This is a genomic window from Candidatus Palauibacter sp. (assembly GCF_965208055.1).
Classification (GTDB): Bacteria; Gemmatimonadota; Gemmatimonadetes; order Palauibacterales; family Palauibacteraceae; genus Palauibacter.
The window spans coordinates 978,004-991,909 of record NZ_CBDBNY010000004.1 but is presented as its reverse complement, the minus strand read 5'-3'; the positions used below and the strand labels follow the sequence as shown (position 1 = coordinate 991,909).

Sequence of the window (13,906 nt, the reverse complement as noted above, 5' to 3'; positions counted from 1 at the left end):
CATGAGTCTGGCATGAAGGACGGCGACCCGGCGCGCATCCTGGTCCTTTCCAGCCGGCCGGACATTCTCCAGGCCGTGGCGGACGCCGCCGCCGAGATCGATCCGCCTCCCGAGGTGAGAGGGCTCTTCGGGCGCCCCCTGACGGTGCTCCCGACGGATCTCGTCCTGGTGGACATCGCCGAGCCGCGTGCAACGATGCCGTATCTGCACCGACGCTTCGGCGCTACGTCGCCTCTCGTGGCGCTCATCGACGGAGCATGGGTCGATCGTCTGGGTTCGGCGCTGGCCGAGGACTGGACCGACTACCTCTTCTACCCTCTCAACGCGGCCGAACTCGGGCTCGTGTGGCAGAAACACACCTCGCCCGCCGAAGCGCCCGACCTGAACGTGGATGTCGACGAGTCGGGGCGCATACGCGTCGTGTTTCCGTCGAGCGTGCGCTACCAGCGTGCGGTGGTGGAAAGGGTCGTCGTGGCATGTCGACACCTCGCCGATCTGGACGGCGAGACGGCGTTCAGACTCCGGGTCACGCTCGGCGAGGCCGTGGCCAACGCGATCCTCTACGGGAGCGGGGACCGTCCCGGCGCCATCGTGCGAGTGACGGCGAAAACGTATCCGGACGGCCTGCGCGTGAAGGTCTCGGACGAAGGAAGCGGATTCGACCCCGATGCCGTGCCGGACCCCGTCTCGGCGGAAGGCATCGGCCGGCCCCGGGGCCGCGGCCTCTTCCTTCTGAGGCAGCTTGCGGATGACGTTGCGTTCAACGAGACCGGCAACAGGGTCACGCTCTCGTTCCGGGGTGCGCCGGATCCGCTTGTGAGGATCGAACCTCTCCTGAGGCGCTTCGCGGACGTCACCGGTCTCAGATTTCGGCTCGACCGACTGTTCGAGGACGGTTCACAGGTGCTGTTCGACAGCTGGGAGAATGACGAGGAGTCGAACGGTCCGCCGGAGGTTCGGGAGACGTGGCCGCTGGGCGATGCGGGACGGCTGCGCCTGGTCCACGAGCCGGCGAGCAGGGGCGATGCCGCCGCGACGCTGCTCGCGGGCTGGATCGGCGCCGTGGCCGAGGGCGAACAGTCGCGGGAGCGGCTCCTCGCGCGACGGTTGCGTCGCGAGCGGGTACTGGCCGAGCTGGAAATCGCCCGGGACCTGCAACTGAAACTCCTGCCGCCCCCGGAGGACTTCCGCGATCTCGGCCGGATCGCCGCCCGCTGCGATCCGGCGCTCTCCCTGGGCGGCGACTTCTATTACCTCGTCCGGCTCGCCGGCGGATGCCTGGGCGTCATGCTCGGCGACGTGAGTTCGCATGGCCCCTCCGCCGCCCTCATCATGGCCCGCACGCTGAGTGCGGTGGTTCTGGCGACGGGGGTCGAGGCCGAACCCGCGGCCGTCCTGGACGCCATGCACGGGCAGCTCCGGGCGGCGCTCGACGCGACCGAGATGTACATGACGCTCTTCTACGGGGTCATCGATCCCGGGCGCGGAGAACTGCGCTACGCGAACGCGGGCCACCCGTACGCGTATCTGCTCGGATCCGACGGGATACGCCGTCTCGGCGCGCTCGATCCCCCGGTCGGCGTCGCCCCCGTCCGGTCCTACCGGCAGGCAAGGGTTCCGTCCGCGGGCGAAACGCTGTTGGCGTTCACCGACGGCCTCGCCGAACTCAGCGACCCCCTCGACACTCCGGATGCCCGCGTGCGGAGGCGAATCGACCGGGGGAATCTCGATCCCGAAGTTCTCGTGGCCGCACTCTTCGCGGACAGCGATGACGAGATGCGACTGGACGACCGGACGGCCGTCGCGGCTTCGCTGTGACCGCGGGGAAGGCCGAACGCCCCCGGCCGAAGCGCGCGCTCGGCCAGAACTTCCTGGTCGACCCGAACATCCAGCGCAAGATCGTGCGGGAACTCGACCCGCAGGCCGTGGATGTCGTGCTCGAAGTCGGACCGGGGCACGGAGAGCTGAGCCAATACCTCGTCGGATGTTGCCGTCGCCTCATTCTCATCGAGAAGGATCGCGACCTTGCGGCCGGGCTCCGCGACCGCTGGGGGGACCGGCAGGACGTGGATGTCGTCGAAGGTGACGCACTTCGTCTCGAGCTCTCGGAGTTCGTGCGGGAGGCCACTGCGGTGCGCGTGGTGTCGAACGTCCCTTACAACATCACGTCGCCGCTCGTCTTCGCCTTCCTCCGACTCGATCCGGCGGCCACCCGTATCGTGCTCACGGTCCAGAGAGAAGTGGCGGAGCGGATCGTCGCGCCGCCGGGCATCAAGGCGTATGGCGCGCTCTCCGTCGGCGTGCAGGCGATTGCGGGCGCCTCGCTCGCCTTCCGGGTGGGCCGCCAGGCGTTCCGGCCCGTCCCCGCGGTCGACTCGGCCGTGGTGCGCCTGGAACCGCGGCCGGACGCCGCCGCCGTGGACCGCGCGGCGCTCCGGACGTTGACGCGCGCCTGTTTCAACCGCCGCCGGAAGCAACTGCAGAAGACGCTGCGCACGGCTCCGGAGCTGAGCTTCGCGGGAGATGTGGAGGAGGTATTGGCACAACTCTCGATCGATCCCGCGGTCCGGCCCGAGATGCTGGATCCCCCGACCTTCGTGCGCCTGGCGGCGGCGCTTCAGGCGAGACAGGGAGGTGGCGCGGAGCGTTGAGTTGAGCGCGGTCCGGCCCTATCTTGGTTTGTGAAACCTTTCACAAGGGCGGGCATGAGCGGCAGAATTTCCGATTCGACGGTTCGGCGCCTCTCCCTGTATCTCCGCATGTTGCGCGACCTCGAACGAGCCGGCGCGGAGTTCGTGTCCAGTTCGCAGCTTGCTGAGCCTTCCGGGGCCACCTCGGCCCAGGTCCGGAAAGATCTGAGCCACTTCGGCTCGTTCGGGAAACGCGGGCGTGGATACTCGGTCGAGGGACTCGTGCGGGCACTGGAGAAGATCCTCGGGCTCTCGCGCAGTTGGAGGCTCGCGCTGGTCGGTGTCGGGAAGATCGGTTCCGCCCTCCTCGGGTACGGCGGGCTGGCAGCGCGCGGATTCGATGTCGTCGCGGCTTTCGACGTCGACGAGGCGAAGATCGGGACGCGGGCCCACGGGCTCAGGATTCGTCCCATGACGGACCTCGGGCCGGTCATCGCGGAGTGCGGGGCGGAGATCGGGGTCGTCGCGACCCCCACGGAGGTGGCCGCCGAGATCGCCGCGGAACTCGAGCGCGCGGGCGTGGGGGCGATCCTCAACTTCGCGCCGATCGAACTCTCCGAGGTGAACGGGGTGCCGATCCGGACGGTGGACATCGTGCTCGAACTGGAAGGCTTGAGCTACCTGATGTCCGAGGAGGGTCGGCGTGCCGGGAGCGGCCCGTGACGGGGTTGCACTTCGCGCGCGAGGGGGTGCTGGTGCGCAAGGCGCTGCGTCGTCTCGAGGACGGTCCCCGCTCGTCGGTGGATCTCGCGGCCGAGGTCCTCGGGGTGCACGGGTGTCCGCCGGCCATGGCGCGCCGGCTCGTTACACAGTTGCTCGAAGGGATCCCCGAGGTGGCCCGCGACGGGGAGCGCGGCGATGCCTGGCGGCTGGCCACGGCGGCACGGCGGGCCCGGAAGCCGGCGGCCCGGCGGCTGCGCGACCTCCGCTACGCGGTTGTGGATGTCGAGACGAACGGCGGGGTCGCGGGGCAGAATGGCCGGGTGGTGGAGATCGCGATCGTGGACGTGGATCGCGGGGCCATCGGGGGCTGCTATTCGACGCTCGTGGACGCCGGCGTGACGATTCCGCCGTGGATCACGCGCCTCACCGGCATCCGCACGGAAATGACGCACGGAGCGCCGAGTTTTTCGCAGATCTGCGATCCGGTGCGCGAGCACCTCCGTGGCCGGGTTTTCGTCGCACATAACGCGGCGTACGATTGGGGCTTCCTGCGTGCCGAGATGCGGCGGGCGGGGGCCGGTATCCCGCGCGGACCTCGTCTGTGCACGATCCACATGGCGCGTCGACTGCTGCCGGGGCTCGAGCGTCGAGGCCTGGACTCGGTCGCCGACTACTACGGGATCGAGATCCGCGAACGGCACCGTGCCCGGGGCGATGCGGTCGCGACGGCCCGCATCCTTGTCCGCATGCTCGAGGATGCGGAGCGGCGGGGCTGGACGACGTGGCCCGCGCTCCGAAAGGCTCTCGGGCCGGTTCCGCGGCGCGGGCGCGGCAAGCGGAGGGGTCGTAATCCCGCACAGCATGAACAGCACGATAACGGCGATAACAGCCCGAACGACGGCATGAGCCATAGAACATGAGCGATCACAACAGAGTCCCGGTCATCGTCTCCGCGGCGCGGCTCCCCACGGGCCGCTTCATGGGCGGCCTTTCGTCCCTCGCGGCCCCGGATCTCGGCGGTCTCGCGATCTCGGCGGCGGTCGACCGGGCCGGGGTCGACCCGGAGGAAATCGACGATGTGATCATGGGGAATGTCGTGCAGGCAGGCGTCGGGCAGGCGCCGGCCCGCCAAGCCGCGATCCGGGGCGGGGTGCCCGTGACGGTCCCGGCGGTGACCGTGAACAAGGTTTGCGGCTCCGGCCTGAAAGCCGTCATGCTGGCGGCGCAGGCGATCAAGGCCGGCGACGCCCGGGCCGTGGTGGCCGGCGGGATGGAGTCGATGTCGAACGCCCCCTATTACCTCCGGGGATACCGGGAGGGCGTGAAGTTCGGGGACCGGTCGCTCGTCGACGGCCTCGTACACGACGGTCTGTGGTGCGCCTTCGGTACCTGCCACATGGGCGGCCACGCCGAGTACACGGCCCACAAGGCGGGCGTGAGCCGCGAGGACCAGGACGCCTACGCGCTCGGCAGCCATGAGAAGGCGATCCACGCGATCGATGAGGGGGAATTCGCCGAGGAGGTCGTCCCGGTCCACATCGAGACTCGCAAGGGAACCGTGACGATCGAGGCGGACGAGCCTCCGCGGCGCGGCACGTCGCTCGAGGCGCTCGCAAGGCTGAGGCCGGCCTTTGCCGGAGACGCTCCCCCCGAGGTGACCGAGCCCAGCGTGACGGCCGGAAACGCGCCCGGGCTCAACGATGGGGGCGCGGCCACGCTCGTGACGTCCGAAGCGTACGCCACGGCGCACGGGCTTCCGATCCTGGGGCGGATCCGGGCCTATTCCGTGGGCGCGACGGCGCCTCGCGATCTCTTCTTCGCGCCCGTCGCCGCCGTGCGGAAGCTCATGACGCTCGATGGAACCGTCGTCGCCGACTACGGACTCGTGGAGATGAACGAAGCGTTCGCCGTGCAGTGTCTGGCGGATGCCCGCGCGCTGGGACTGGATCTCGATCGCGTGAATGTCCGCGGCGGGGCGATCGCCCTCGGCCACCCGATCGGGGCTTCGGGCGCGAAGATCCTCACGACGCTCCTCTACGCCATGCGGGACCGCGACGTCGAGCGGGGGATGGCCACCCTGTGTCTGGGCGGGGGCAACGCCGTCGCCCTGAGCGTGGAGCGGCGATGAACGCGAAGCCCGAAGGCTGGGCCTGGGCCGGGCGGCTGACCGCCTTCGCCGGTCTCTTCATCGCCTTTGGACTCGTGTTCGGGTTCGCGGCCGCGAGCATCGCCGGCTTTGCGGGTGCCCAGGGGGCCACGGCGCTCGACTGGTGGAATGTCACTCCCGTCCTCGCAGCGGCGCTTGCGGCGACCTGGGTGCTGGCCGTCCGGATCGACGGGCGTCCCCTGTCCGCCCTCGGGTTGTACCGTGGACGTCCGTCCCTTGCCGAACTCGGCGCCGGCGCGCTGGCGGGCATTGCGATCATCGGCGCCGTCATGCTCGCGTTGGCCATTCCGGGCTGGGTCTCGTGGACAACGCCGGCCGTCGGGCCCGTCCTCGCGGGAGGGGCCATCTCCCTTCTCCTTCTGGCGGCCGCGTTCACGGAGGAACTCCTCTTCCGGGGGTATCCCTTCCGCGTCCTCCACCTGCGGTTCGGGCCCGTCCCCGCCGTGGTCGCGACCTCGGTGGCGTTCGGTCTCATGCACGGCGCCAACCCGGGGTTGACACCACTCGCGCTGGTCAACCTGACCCTTGCCGGCGTGTTGCTCGGCGTGGCGTACTGGCGTTCGGGCAGCCTGTGGTTCGTCACCGGCGTGCACTTCGGGTGGAACCTGGCCATGGCCGTGAGCGGACTGCCCGTGAGCGGACTCGACGTGCCGGTCTCCGGCCGCATCGAAGGCGTCCTCTCCGGGCCGGCGCTGTGGACGGGCGGCGCCTTCGGGCCCGAGGGCGGGCTGGTGACCACGTTCGTGACCGCACTGGCGACCGTCTGGCTCTGGCGCGTCGTGGGGTCGCAACGCCGCTCCGGCGCCCGGGCGTCGACGACAGCGGCAGGCGCGGGCGACAACTACGGGAGGATCGATGCGAGCGTCTGAGGTATCGCGGGTCGGAATCGTCGGCGCGGGTACGATGGGGAGCGGCATTGCCCACGTCTTCGCAGTCGCCGGCGTCGAGGTCCGCCTCGTGGACGTGGCCCCGGACGTGCTCGACCGGGCCCGCGCCTCCATCGAGCGAAACCTCGCGCGCCAGGTCCGCCGGGACCGGATCTCCGCCGGAGAGGCCGAGGCCGCACTCGAACGGATCGCGACGGAGCGGTCGTTGACGGCGCTCGAAGACGCGGAAGTCGTCGTCGAGGCCGCCAGCGAGGATCCGACGCTCAAATTCCGGCTGTTCGAGGAACTGGCCGCCGTCGTGAGTCCGGAAACGCTCCTCGCCTCGAACACGAGTTCGATTTCGATCACCCGCATCGCCTCGCACGCCGGCGACCCGAAGCGCGTGATCGGGATGCACTTCATGAACCCCGTGCCCGTCATGCGTCTGGTTGAGGTGATCCGGGGACTCGAGACCTCCGACGACACGGCCGACCTTACGCTCGGCCTTTGCGAGCGGCTCTCGAAGACGGCGGTCCTGGCGAACGATTACCCGGGTTTCGTCGCCAACCGGATCCTGATGCCGATGATCAACGAAGCCGTGTATTGCCTCCTGGAGGGGGTGGCGGAGGCCGAGGCGGTGGACACCGTGATGAAGCTCGGCATGAACCATCCCATGGGACCGCTCGCGCTTGCAGACCTCATCGGACTGGACACGTGCCTCGCGATCATGCGCGTCCTGCACGCGGAACTCGGCGACTCCAAGTACCGCCCGTGTCCACTGCTCGCGAAGTACGTCGCCGCCGGGAGGCTGGGCCGGAAGACCGGGCGCGGCTTCTACGACTACACCTCGGCATGACGACCGGTCGCCGCTCCTGGTCTGCGCTCGAGCTTTCGTCCGAGGCGGAGCAGATTCTCACGCTCGCGCGCCAGTTCGCCGAAGAGCGGCTGCGGCCCACGGCGGAAGCCCGGGACGCGAACGAGGATCGTTTCGATGCCGAGATCCACCGTGAACTGGGCGAACTCGGATTCCTCGCCATGCGGGTGCCGGAGCGGTACGACGGTCTCGGGCTCGATCTCGTCACGTACCTCTATGTGCTGGAGGAACTCGCGTGGGGAGATGCGGGGGTCGCGGTCTCCGTCAGCATCCACAACTCGCTCCCCGCTTCGATTCTCCTCCGCCGGGGAAGCGAGGCGCAGCGGGCCGAGTGGCTCCCGCGGATGGCCGGCGGACAGGTGCTCGGCGCCTTTTCGCTCTCCGAAGCCGGCGCCGGCACGGATGCCTCGGCGCTCCGGACGCAGGCCGTGCCCACGGAAGGCGGCTGGATTCTCAACGGCGAGAAGATGTGGGTGACGAACGGCGCGTCCGCGGATGTGGTGCTCATGTTCGCCAGGACGGACACGGCGGAGGATCGGCGTGGATCGAGCGGCATCAGCGCCTTCCTCGTGCCGGCCGGGACGGACGGACTGTCGGTCGGCCGGAAAGAGAGAAAGATGGGTCAGCGAGGGTCGGAGACGGTCGCTTTGTCTCTGAAGGATGTGTTTCTGCCGCAAGAACTTATGGTAGGAGAGGTAAACCGGGGCTTCAGTTACGCGCTCGAAGGCCTCGAGGCGGGCCGGCTCGGGATCGCGGCCCAGGCGCTCGGCATCGCCTCGGCCGCGGTGGACGCGGCGTTCGAATACGCGGATACGCGACGCCAGTTCGACCGCTCGCTGCGGGAGTTCCAGGGGATGGAATTCAAGCTCGGCGACATGGTGACCCGGCTCGAGGCTGCGCGGGGGCTGCTCGAGCGTGCGGCCGCCGCGCACACGTTGGGAGACCCGCGGGCGCGCCGCCTCTCCAGCGTGGCCAAGCTGTTTGCGAGTGAGACCGCGATGACGAACGCCCGCGAGGCCGTTCAGGTGTTCGGGGGCTACGGATACTCGCGGGAATATCCCGTGGAACGTCTGTTCCGGGACGCGAAGGTCACCGAGATCTACGAGGGAGCCAACGAAATGCACCGCAGCCTGATCGCGCGACAACTCTACAGAGAGAGGGGATACGTGTGAGTGCGACGGCGGAAGGCAGAGCCATCGGCGCCCTGGACCCGCGCCCGCTCCGCGAGACGGATCCCGCGGTGGCGGCTTCGATCGACCGGGAGCTCGAGAGACAGCGGACGGGTCTCGAGCTGATCGCGAGCGAGAACTTCGTGTCCCGGGGGGTCCTCGAGGCGACCGGCTGCGTGATGACGAACAAGTATGCGGAAGGCTATCCCGGGCGCCGCTATTACGGAGGCTGCGAGTTCGTGGACGAGGTCGAGAACCTTGCCCGTGAGCGCGCGCGCCGGCTGTTCAGGGCGGATCACAGCAACGTCCAGGCGCACAGCGGCTCCGGCGCGAACATGACGGCGCTCCAGGCGCTCACCGAACCGGGGGCGACGCTCCTCGGGATGGACCTCTCGCACGGAGGGCACCTGACCCACGGTTCGCACGTCAACTTCTCGGGTCTCTGGTACCGCGTCGTCCCCTACGGGGTGCGAGCCTCGGACCGGACGATCGACTACGACGCCCTCCGAACGACGGCGCTGGACGTGCGTCCCTCCGTCATCATCGCCGGGGCCAGCGCCTACCCCCGCCGGATCGATTTCGAGCGCTTCGCGGAGATCGCCGCGGAATGCGGCGCCCGCATCCTCGTGGACATGGCGCACATCGCCGGTCTCGTGGCGACCGGGCACCACCCGTCCCCGGTACCGCACGCGGATGTCGTGACGACGACGACGCACAAGACGCTGCGCGGGCCGCGGGGGGGGCTCATCCTGTGCCGGGAGGAGCACGCGAAGGCAGTCGACAAGGCCGTGTTCCCCGGACTCCAGGGCGGTCCCCTGATGCATGTGATCGCCGCGAAGGCGGTCACGCTCGGAGAGGCTCTGCGCCCGGAGTTCGGCGAGTACTCGGATCTCGTCGTGCGCAACGCCCGCGCCCTGGGACGGCGGCTCGCCGAACACGGCTACGATCTCGTGGCCGGCGGGACGGATACGCACCTGCTCCTCGTGGACCTCCGGACGACGGATCTCACGGGCAGGGATGCGGAGGCTCTCCTGGGTCGGGCGGGCATCACGGTCAACAAGAATACCGTGCCGTTCGAGACCCGTTCGCCCTTTGTGGCGTCCGGCATAAGGATCGGGACGGCGGCGCTGTCGACCCGATCCATGGGCGAGAACGAAATGGAGCGAATCGCCGACCTCATGGACCGCGCGCTGCGCTCGGCAGGCGATGATGCGACGCTCGCGGCGGTGGATTCCGAGGTCCGGGCGCTGTGTGCGGATTTTCCACTCTATCCGGAGAATGACGGCGTTGCCGCGAGGGCGTAGCTTGACGCCAACTTTTTCCCCCGTCTAACTTTGCCGTTCATGTCCTTGCGGGCAGTGCGCATTGCGGTCGGGGAAAGGGACCTGGGACGAGGTGAGAAGAGGTGGACACAGCGGGCGTTCTGACGGGCATCAGGAAGGGCAACCCCAGGTATACGGAAGCCGCATACCTGTTCCTGCTCTCCGCCCTCCAGCGCCGGTTGTCCAGCCTTGAGCTGCCTCGTCACATCAGCGGCGCTGAAGTCGCCGACGCGGTCCGGGAACTCGCGCTGGAGCGGTTCGGCCCTCTGGCGAGGACCGTACTCGAGCATTGGGGTGTGCATGGCACGACGGACATCGGCGAGATCGTCTTCGCGCTGGTTGAATGTGGAGTGCTGATCAAACAACCCGACGATTCGCGAGAGGACTTCGAGGGGCTCTTCAGCTTCGACGAAGCTTTTGAGGACAGCTACCCCTGGAGCGCGTAGGGGAGGAACTGGAAGGGGAGGGGTGAGCGCGTGGCCGATTCGGGGTCTTTTACGGAGTGCTTGAGTTGCACCAAGGGGGTCCTGCTCCCGCTGTCGGACTACGGACGCGACGGGGCGCCGATCCGGTACAAGGCATGGGTCTGCTCGAAGCCCGACTGCGGGTTCAACATCCGGATCGACAACGGTGAGATCAGCTTCGGACGCAGCGTCCAGCAGTCCTACAAGTAGCCTCCCCGGCGGAGACTCCGCCGAGGCAGCGCGGCGCCCCGCCACCCGGGTTCCCGTCTTCCCGTCATCGGACTGGTGGCGCTGTGCCGCGCGGGAAGTGTGGCTGCCCACTGCGGCCGAGATGGCCGAGATCGATCGCGTCGCCATCGAATCGGGGGCGATACCCGAACGCGCGCTGATCGAGAACGCGGGTCGGGCCCTGGCGCGCCATGTGCATGAACGGTTCCCGGCCGGCCGGGTCGCGGTGCTCGCGGGAAGCGGCCACAACGGCGCCGACGCCCTGGTTGCCGGACGGACCCTTTCCGCCTGGGGGCGATCCGTCGGGTTCGTCCAGTGCGGAAGCCGAGCCCCGGATCCGGACGTTCTCGCGGGCTGGGGACTGACTCTCGAGCCGATCGAAGCGCTGGATCGGGAACTCGCCGCGGCCGACACCGTCATCGACGGCATTCTGGGGACGGGCCTGACGACGGCGCCCCGCCCGCTCCAGGCGGCGGTGATCGAACGCGTGAATGCCGCCGGAGTCACCGTGGTCTCCGCCGATGGTCCCAGCGGGGTGGACTTTACGACGGGCCGCGTGCCGGGTGCCGCGATTCGGGCCGACCTCACCGTCACGTTCGGATGGCCGAAGACCGGCCTTCTGAGTTTCCCGGCCCGCGAGCGCATCGGCGACCTGGTTTCGGTGGAGATTGGCTTTCCGCGGCCGGACCCGCCGCCGTCGGCCCGGGCGGTGACGGCGGCATGGGTGGCCAGCCTGCTCGGGGTGCGGCCCGCCGATGGTCACAAGGGCGACGCGGGCTATCTCGCGATCGTCGGAGGAGAGCGGGGCATGGCCGGCGCCGTGGTGCTTGCGGCCCGCGCCGCGATCCGGGCGGGGGTCGGCATCGTCCGCGTCGTGAGTGCCCCGGAGAACCGGGAGATCGTGCAGGCCAGCGTGCCCGAGGCCGTCTTCGTGGACTGGTCCGCACCCGAGGCGGTGCAGTCGGCGCTGGACTGGGCGGGCGCGCTTGCGGTGGGACCGGGCCTGGGAACGGCGCCGGAGCGGGCAAGGCTGGTGCGGCGCGTGCTGGAGAGCGCGCCCGTCCCGCTGGTCCTCGATGCCGACGCTCTGAACGTGCTCTCGCCGGGAGCAGCGGAAGCAGCGGAGGCCGCCGCGCCGCTCGGCCCACCGGCTCCGGGCCGATCCGTCCTCCTGACGCCGCATCCCGGCGAGATGGCCCGCTTGCTCGGCGCGTCCATCGGCGAGGTCCGCGAGGATGCGCCGGCGGCGGCCCGGCGGCTGGCCGATGCGACGCGGGCGACCGTCCTGCTCAAGGGCGCACCGACCTGGGTGGCGCGGCCGGGAGGTGATCTGCGCGCGACCACGCTCGTGAGCCCGGCGTTCGCGAGCGGCGGCATGGGCGACGTGCTGACCGGCGTCTGCGGCGCCTGCCTGGCGTCCGGCCTCCGCCCCGCCGACGCCGCGTCCGCCGCCCTGACGCTCACCGCTCTCGCCATTCTGCGCGGCGTGGACGAGATCGGCGGGTCCGCGGCGGACGTGCCGGACGCGCTGCCGGACGCGCGCCGGGCGCTGGGAAGCCTCCGGTCCGGAGCCTGGGCGGGCGTCAACCTCGCCCTCCCGGCGGTGCCGGCCGCCGCAAGCGGGGACCGCGCCGGGTGAACTTCACCGGTCCGGCGCTCGCGGAGGGGCCGGAAACGGCGCGCATTCGGGCGTTCCTCGACGGAGCGGGCGCGAAGAGCCGCCGTGCGGACCCGGCCGCCACCGTCACGTTGCCGGTCGGGGATGACGCGGCGGCCTTTCGTCCTCCGGATGGCGCGCAGGTCGTGGTGAGCTGCGACGCGAGCGTGGAGGGGGTGCACTTTCGCCGCGAATGGATGACGTGGGAAACGATCGGGTACCGTGCGGCCGCGTCGGCGCTGAGCGACCTCGCGGCCATGGCCGCGACCCCTGTCGGCCTCGTCGTGGCGGCGGCCCTGCCCCCCGAACTGGACGTCGAGATCGCCGCGGCCCTGGGACGGGGCGTGGGAGAGATCGCCGGCCGGGCCGGTGCGGAGGTCCTCGGCGGCGACCTCGTCGCGTCGCCGGGGCCCGCTTTTCTCGACGTCACCGTGCTCGGTCACGCGACGGCCCCGGCGACGCGGCGCGGGGTGCGTCCGGGTGACGAGTTGTGGGTGACCGGCGAACTCGGCGGGGCCGCGGCGGCCCTGCGCGATCTGGAGCGGGGGCTGGAGCCCGACCCCGGGGCTCGTCGGGCGTTCGAACGCCCGTGCCCCAGGATCGAGGAGGCCTTGTGGCTCCGGGACCGAGTCGGGATCCACGCGGCGATCGACCTTTCGGACGGTATGGCGCGGGATGCGCAACATCTTGCGGCGGCTTCCGGAGTCGCCCTGGAAATCGAGGCGGATCGCCTCCCGGCCGCGCCCGCCCTCGACGGCTTTCGTCAGGCGCCGGCCGGGGAACGCCTCCTCCTTGCCGGCGGCGAGGACTACGAACTGCTCTTCGCCGTTCCGGCCGGCGCCATGCACGGGACGGAGCGGGCATTCGCCGACGCCTTCCATCTCCCGCTCACACGCGTCGGGAGCGCGCGCGAAGGGCGGGGGCTGACCGTGACCGGACGGTCGGATCCGGCGCTCCCCGCCGGGTTCGACCATTTCGAGGTCGGGCGTTGATCAGGACGGCGTTCTTCTACGTCACGCTCGTGCTCTCAACGATCTTCTTCGGGGCCCTCGCGGCCATCGCCGGCCTCGTCGGCGGCGGCCGGGTGTGGATGGATCGGGCCAACCGCGGCTGGGCTCGCTCCGTGCTTGCGGCCGCGGGTGTGCGCGTCACGGTCCACGGCCTCGAGCATCTCCACCCGTCCGGGACCCAGGTCATCGCCGCGAACCACCAGTCGTATTTCGACATCTGGGCGCTCATCGCGGGCCTCCCCGTGTCCGTGCGCTTCATCGCGAAGCGGGAGTTGGCGAACATTCCGATGCTCTCGGTGGGGATGCGTTCCGCGGGGCACGTGCTCATCGACCGCGACCGCGCCCGCAGCGCGAGGGAAACGCTTCGGGAGGCAAGCGACCGGATGGGGGCCGAGCAGTTGACTCTCGTGCTGTTTCCGGAGGGGACCCGGTCGCGTGACGGCCAACTGGGGCGTTTCCTGCGCGGTTCCTTCGCCCTCGCCCTGGAGACGCCGGCGTCCCTGGTTCCCGCGGCGATCGATGGCGGCCGACACGTCTATCCGCCCGGGGCGAAGCGCGTGAGGCCCGGTTCGATCACGGTCCGGCTGGGACCGGCGATTCGACCGGAGGGAGCGGAGCCGGCCGACCGGAGGACGTTGATGCGCAAGACCCGCACCGCGATCGAGGCGATGCTCCCGGAACGGGGATCCGGCGGCGGCGCGTCCGGGTAGCTTGCGGGTCGTCCGCGCGCGACTTGTTCCCGGGCCGCGGGGCCCTATCTTCGGACGCGGGTGGAAGAAGATGCGATCGTCGCGAT

At 70.1% G+C, this 13,906-nt stretch carries 14 protein-coding genes; all 14 read left to right on the top strand.

The features are described 5' to 3' along the window. Positions 1 to 12 precede the first annotated feature (12 nt). The 14 genes from ACOGXI_RS04675 to ACOGXI_RS04610 all read left to right on the top strand — a co-directional run bounded on the left by ACOGXI_RS04675 (position 13) and on the right by ACOGXI_RS04610 (position 13,820). Complete coding sequence (locus ACOGXI_RS04675) at positions 13 to 1,818, top strand: PP2C family protein-serine/threonine phosphatase (protein ID WP_419937720.1); 1,806 nt, start codon at positions 13 to 15, stop codon at positions 1,816 to 1,818. Next, positions 1,815 to 2,651 carry a 16S rRNA (adenine(1518)-N(6)/adenine(1519)-N(6))-dimethyltransferase RsmA gene (rsmA, locus tag ACOGXI_RS04670; RefSeq protein ID WP_419937719.1) on the top strand — a complete coding sequence of 279 codons (837 nt, stop codon included), beginning with the start codon at positions 1,815 to 1,817 and terminating at the stop codon, positions 2,649 to 2,651. The genes ACOGXI_RS04675 and rsmA overlap by 4 nt, the downstream gene beginning before the upstream one ends. 54 nt (positions 2,652 to 2,705) lie before the next feature. Beyond that, a complete protein-coding gene (locus ACOGXI_RS04665; protein ID WP_419937718.1) occupies positions 2,706 to 3,353 on the top strand; it encodes a redox-sensing transcriptional repressor Rex in 648 nt (215 codons plus the stop codon). After that, the gene (locus tag ACOGXI_RS04660) at positions 3,350 to 4,273 is read left to right on the top strand and encodes a PolC-type DNA polymerase III (protein WP_419937717.1); all 924 of its coding nucleotides are present in this window, start codon (positions 3,350 to 3,352) and stop codon (positions 4,271 to 4,273) included. Before ACOGXI_RS04665 ends, ACOGXI_RS04660 begins: the two co-directional genes overlap by 4 nt. Next, positions 4,270 to 5,481 (top strand): thiolase family protein, encoded by a 1,212-nt coding sequence (locus ACOGXI_RS04655; RefSeq protein WP_419937716.1) that lies wholly within the window; start codon positions 4,270 to 4,272, stop codon positions 5,479 to 5,481. The genes ACOGXI_RS04660 and ACOGXI_RS04655 overlap by 4 nt, the downstream gene beginning before the upstream one ends. Then, positions 5,478 to 6,389 carry a CPBP family intramembrane glutamic endopeptidase gene (locus tag ACOGXI_RS04650; RefSeq protein WP_419937715.1) on the top strand — a complete coding sequence of 304 codons (912 nt, stop codon included), beginning with the start codon at positions 5,478 to 5,480 and terminating at the stop codon, positions 6,387 to 6,389. The genes ACOGXI_RS04655 and ACOGXI_RS04650 overlap by 4 nt, the downstream gene beginning before the upstream one ends. Then, a complete protein-coding gene (locus ACOGXI_RS04645) occupies positions 6,376 to 7,242 on the top strand; it encodes a 3-hydroxybutyryl-CoA dehydrogenase (protein ID WP_419937714.1) in 867 nt (288 codons plus the stop codon). Before ACOGXI_RS04650 ends, ACOGXI_RS04645 begins: the two co-directional genes overlap by 14 nt. Continuing rightward, positions 7,239 to 8,432, top strand: coding sequence for an acyl-CoA dehydrogenase family protein (locus tag ACOGXI_RS04640; RefSeq protein ID WP_419937713.1), 1,194 nt, complete (start codon positions 7,239 to 7,241; stop codon positions 8,430 to 8,432). Before ACOGXI_RS04645 ends, ACOGXI_RS04640 begins: the two co-directional genes overlap by 4 nt. Then, a complete protein-coding gene (gene glyA, locus ACOGXI_RS04635; RefSeq protein ID WP_419937712.1) occupies positions 8,429 to 9,733 on the top strand; it encodes a serine hydroxymethyltransferase in 1,305 nt (434 codons plus the stop codon). Before ACOGXI_RS04640 ends, glyA begins: the two co-directional genes overlap by 4 nt. A 101-nt stretch (positions 9,734 to 9,834) precedes the next feature. Then, entirely contained in the window at positions 9,835 to 10,197 is a 363-nt protein-coding gene (locus tag ACOGXI_RS04630; protein ID WP_310780407.1) for a Minf_1886 family protein, read from the top strand. 60 nt (positions 10,198 to 10,257) lie between these two features. Beyond that, entirely contained in the window at positions 10,258 to 10,425 is a 168-nt protein-coding gene (locus ACOGXI_RS04625; RefSeq protein WP_419937711.1) for a hypothetical protein, read from the top strand. Between the two features lie 121 nt (positions 10,426 to 10,546). After that, complete coding sequence (locus ACOGXI_RS04620; protein ID WP_419937710.1) at positions 10,547 to 12,082, top strand: NAD(P)H-hydrate dehydratase; 1,536 nt, start codon at positions 10,547 to 10,549, stop codon at positions 12,080 to 12,082. After that, a complete protein-coding gene (gene thiL, locus ACOGXI_RS04615; protein WP_419937709.1) occupies positions 12,079 to 13,092 on the top strand; it encodes a thiamine-phosphate kinase in 1,014 nt (337 codons plus the stop codon). Before ACOGXI_RS04620 ends, thiL begins: the two co-directional genes overlap by 4 nt. Then, entirely contained in the window at positions 13,089 to 13,820 is a 732-nt protein-coding gene (locus ACOGXI_RS04610; protein WP_419937708.1) for a lysophospholipid acyltransferase family protein, read from the top strand. The genes thiL and ACOGXI_RS04610 overlap by 4 nt, the downstream gene beginning before the upstream one ends. The last annotated feature ends 86 nt before the right edge of the window (positions 13,821 to 13,906 follow it).

What these genes read in the sequence shown, in the direction of transcription:
- ACOGXI_RS04675 (WP_419937720.1), top strand. Translation starts at nt 13, where the DNA reads ATGAAGGACGGCGACCCGGCGCGCATCCTGGTCCTTTCCAGCCGGCCG.
- ACOGXI_RS04665 (WP_419937718.1), top strand. Translation starts at nt 2,706, where the DNA reads ATGAGCGGCAGAATTTCCGATTCGACGGTTCGGCGCCTCTCCCTGTAT.
- ACOGXI_RS04655 (WP_419937716.1), top strand. Translation starts at nt 4,270, where the DNA reads ATGAGCGATCACAACAGAGTCCCGGTCATCGTCTCCGCGGCGCGGCTC.
- ACOGXI_RS04650 (WP_419937715.1), top strand. Translation starts at nt 5,478, where the DNA reads ATGAACGCGAAGCCCGAAGGCTGGGCCTGGGCCGGGCGGCTGACCGCC.
- ACOGXI_RS04645 (WP_419937714.1), top strand. Translation starts at nt 6,376, where the DNA reads ATGCGAGCGTCTGAGGTATCGCGGGTCGGAATCGTCGGCGCGGGTACG.
- ACOGXI_RS04640 (WP_419937713.1), top strand. Translation starts at nt 7,239, where the DNA reads ATGACGACCGGTCGCCGCTCCTGGTCTGCGCTCGAGCTTTCGTCCGAG.
- ACOGXI_RS04620 (WP_419937710.1), top strand. Translation starts at nt 10,547, where the DNA reads ATGGCCGAGATCGATCGCGTCGCCATCGAATCGGGGGCGATACCCGAA.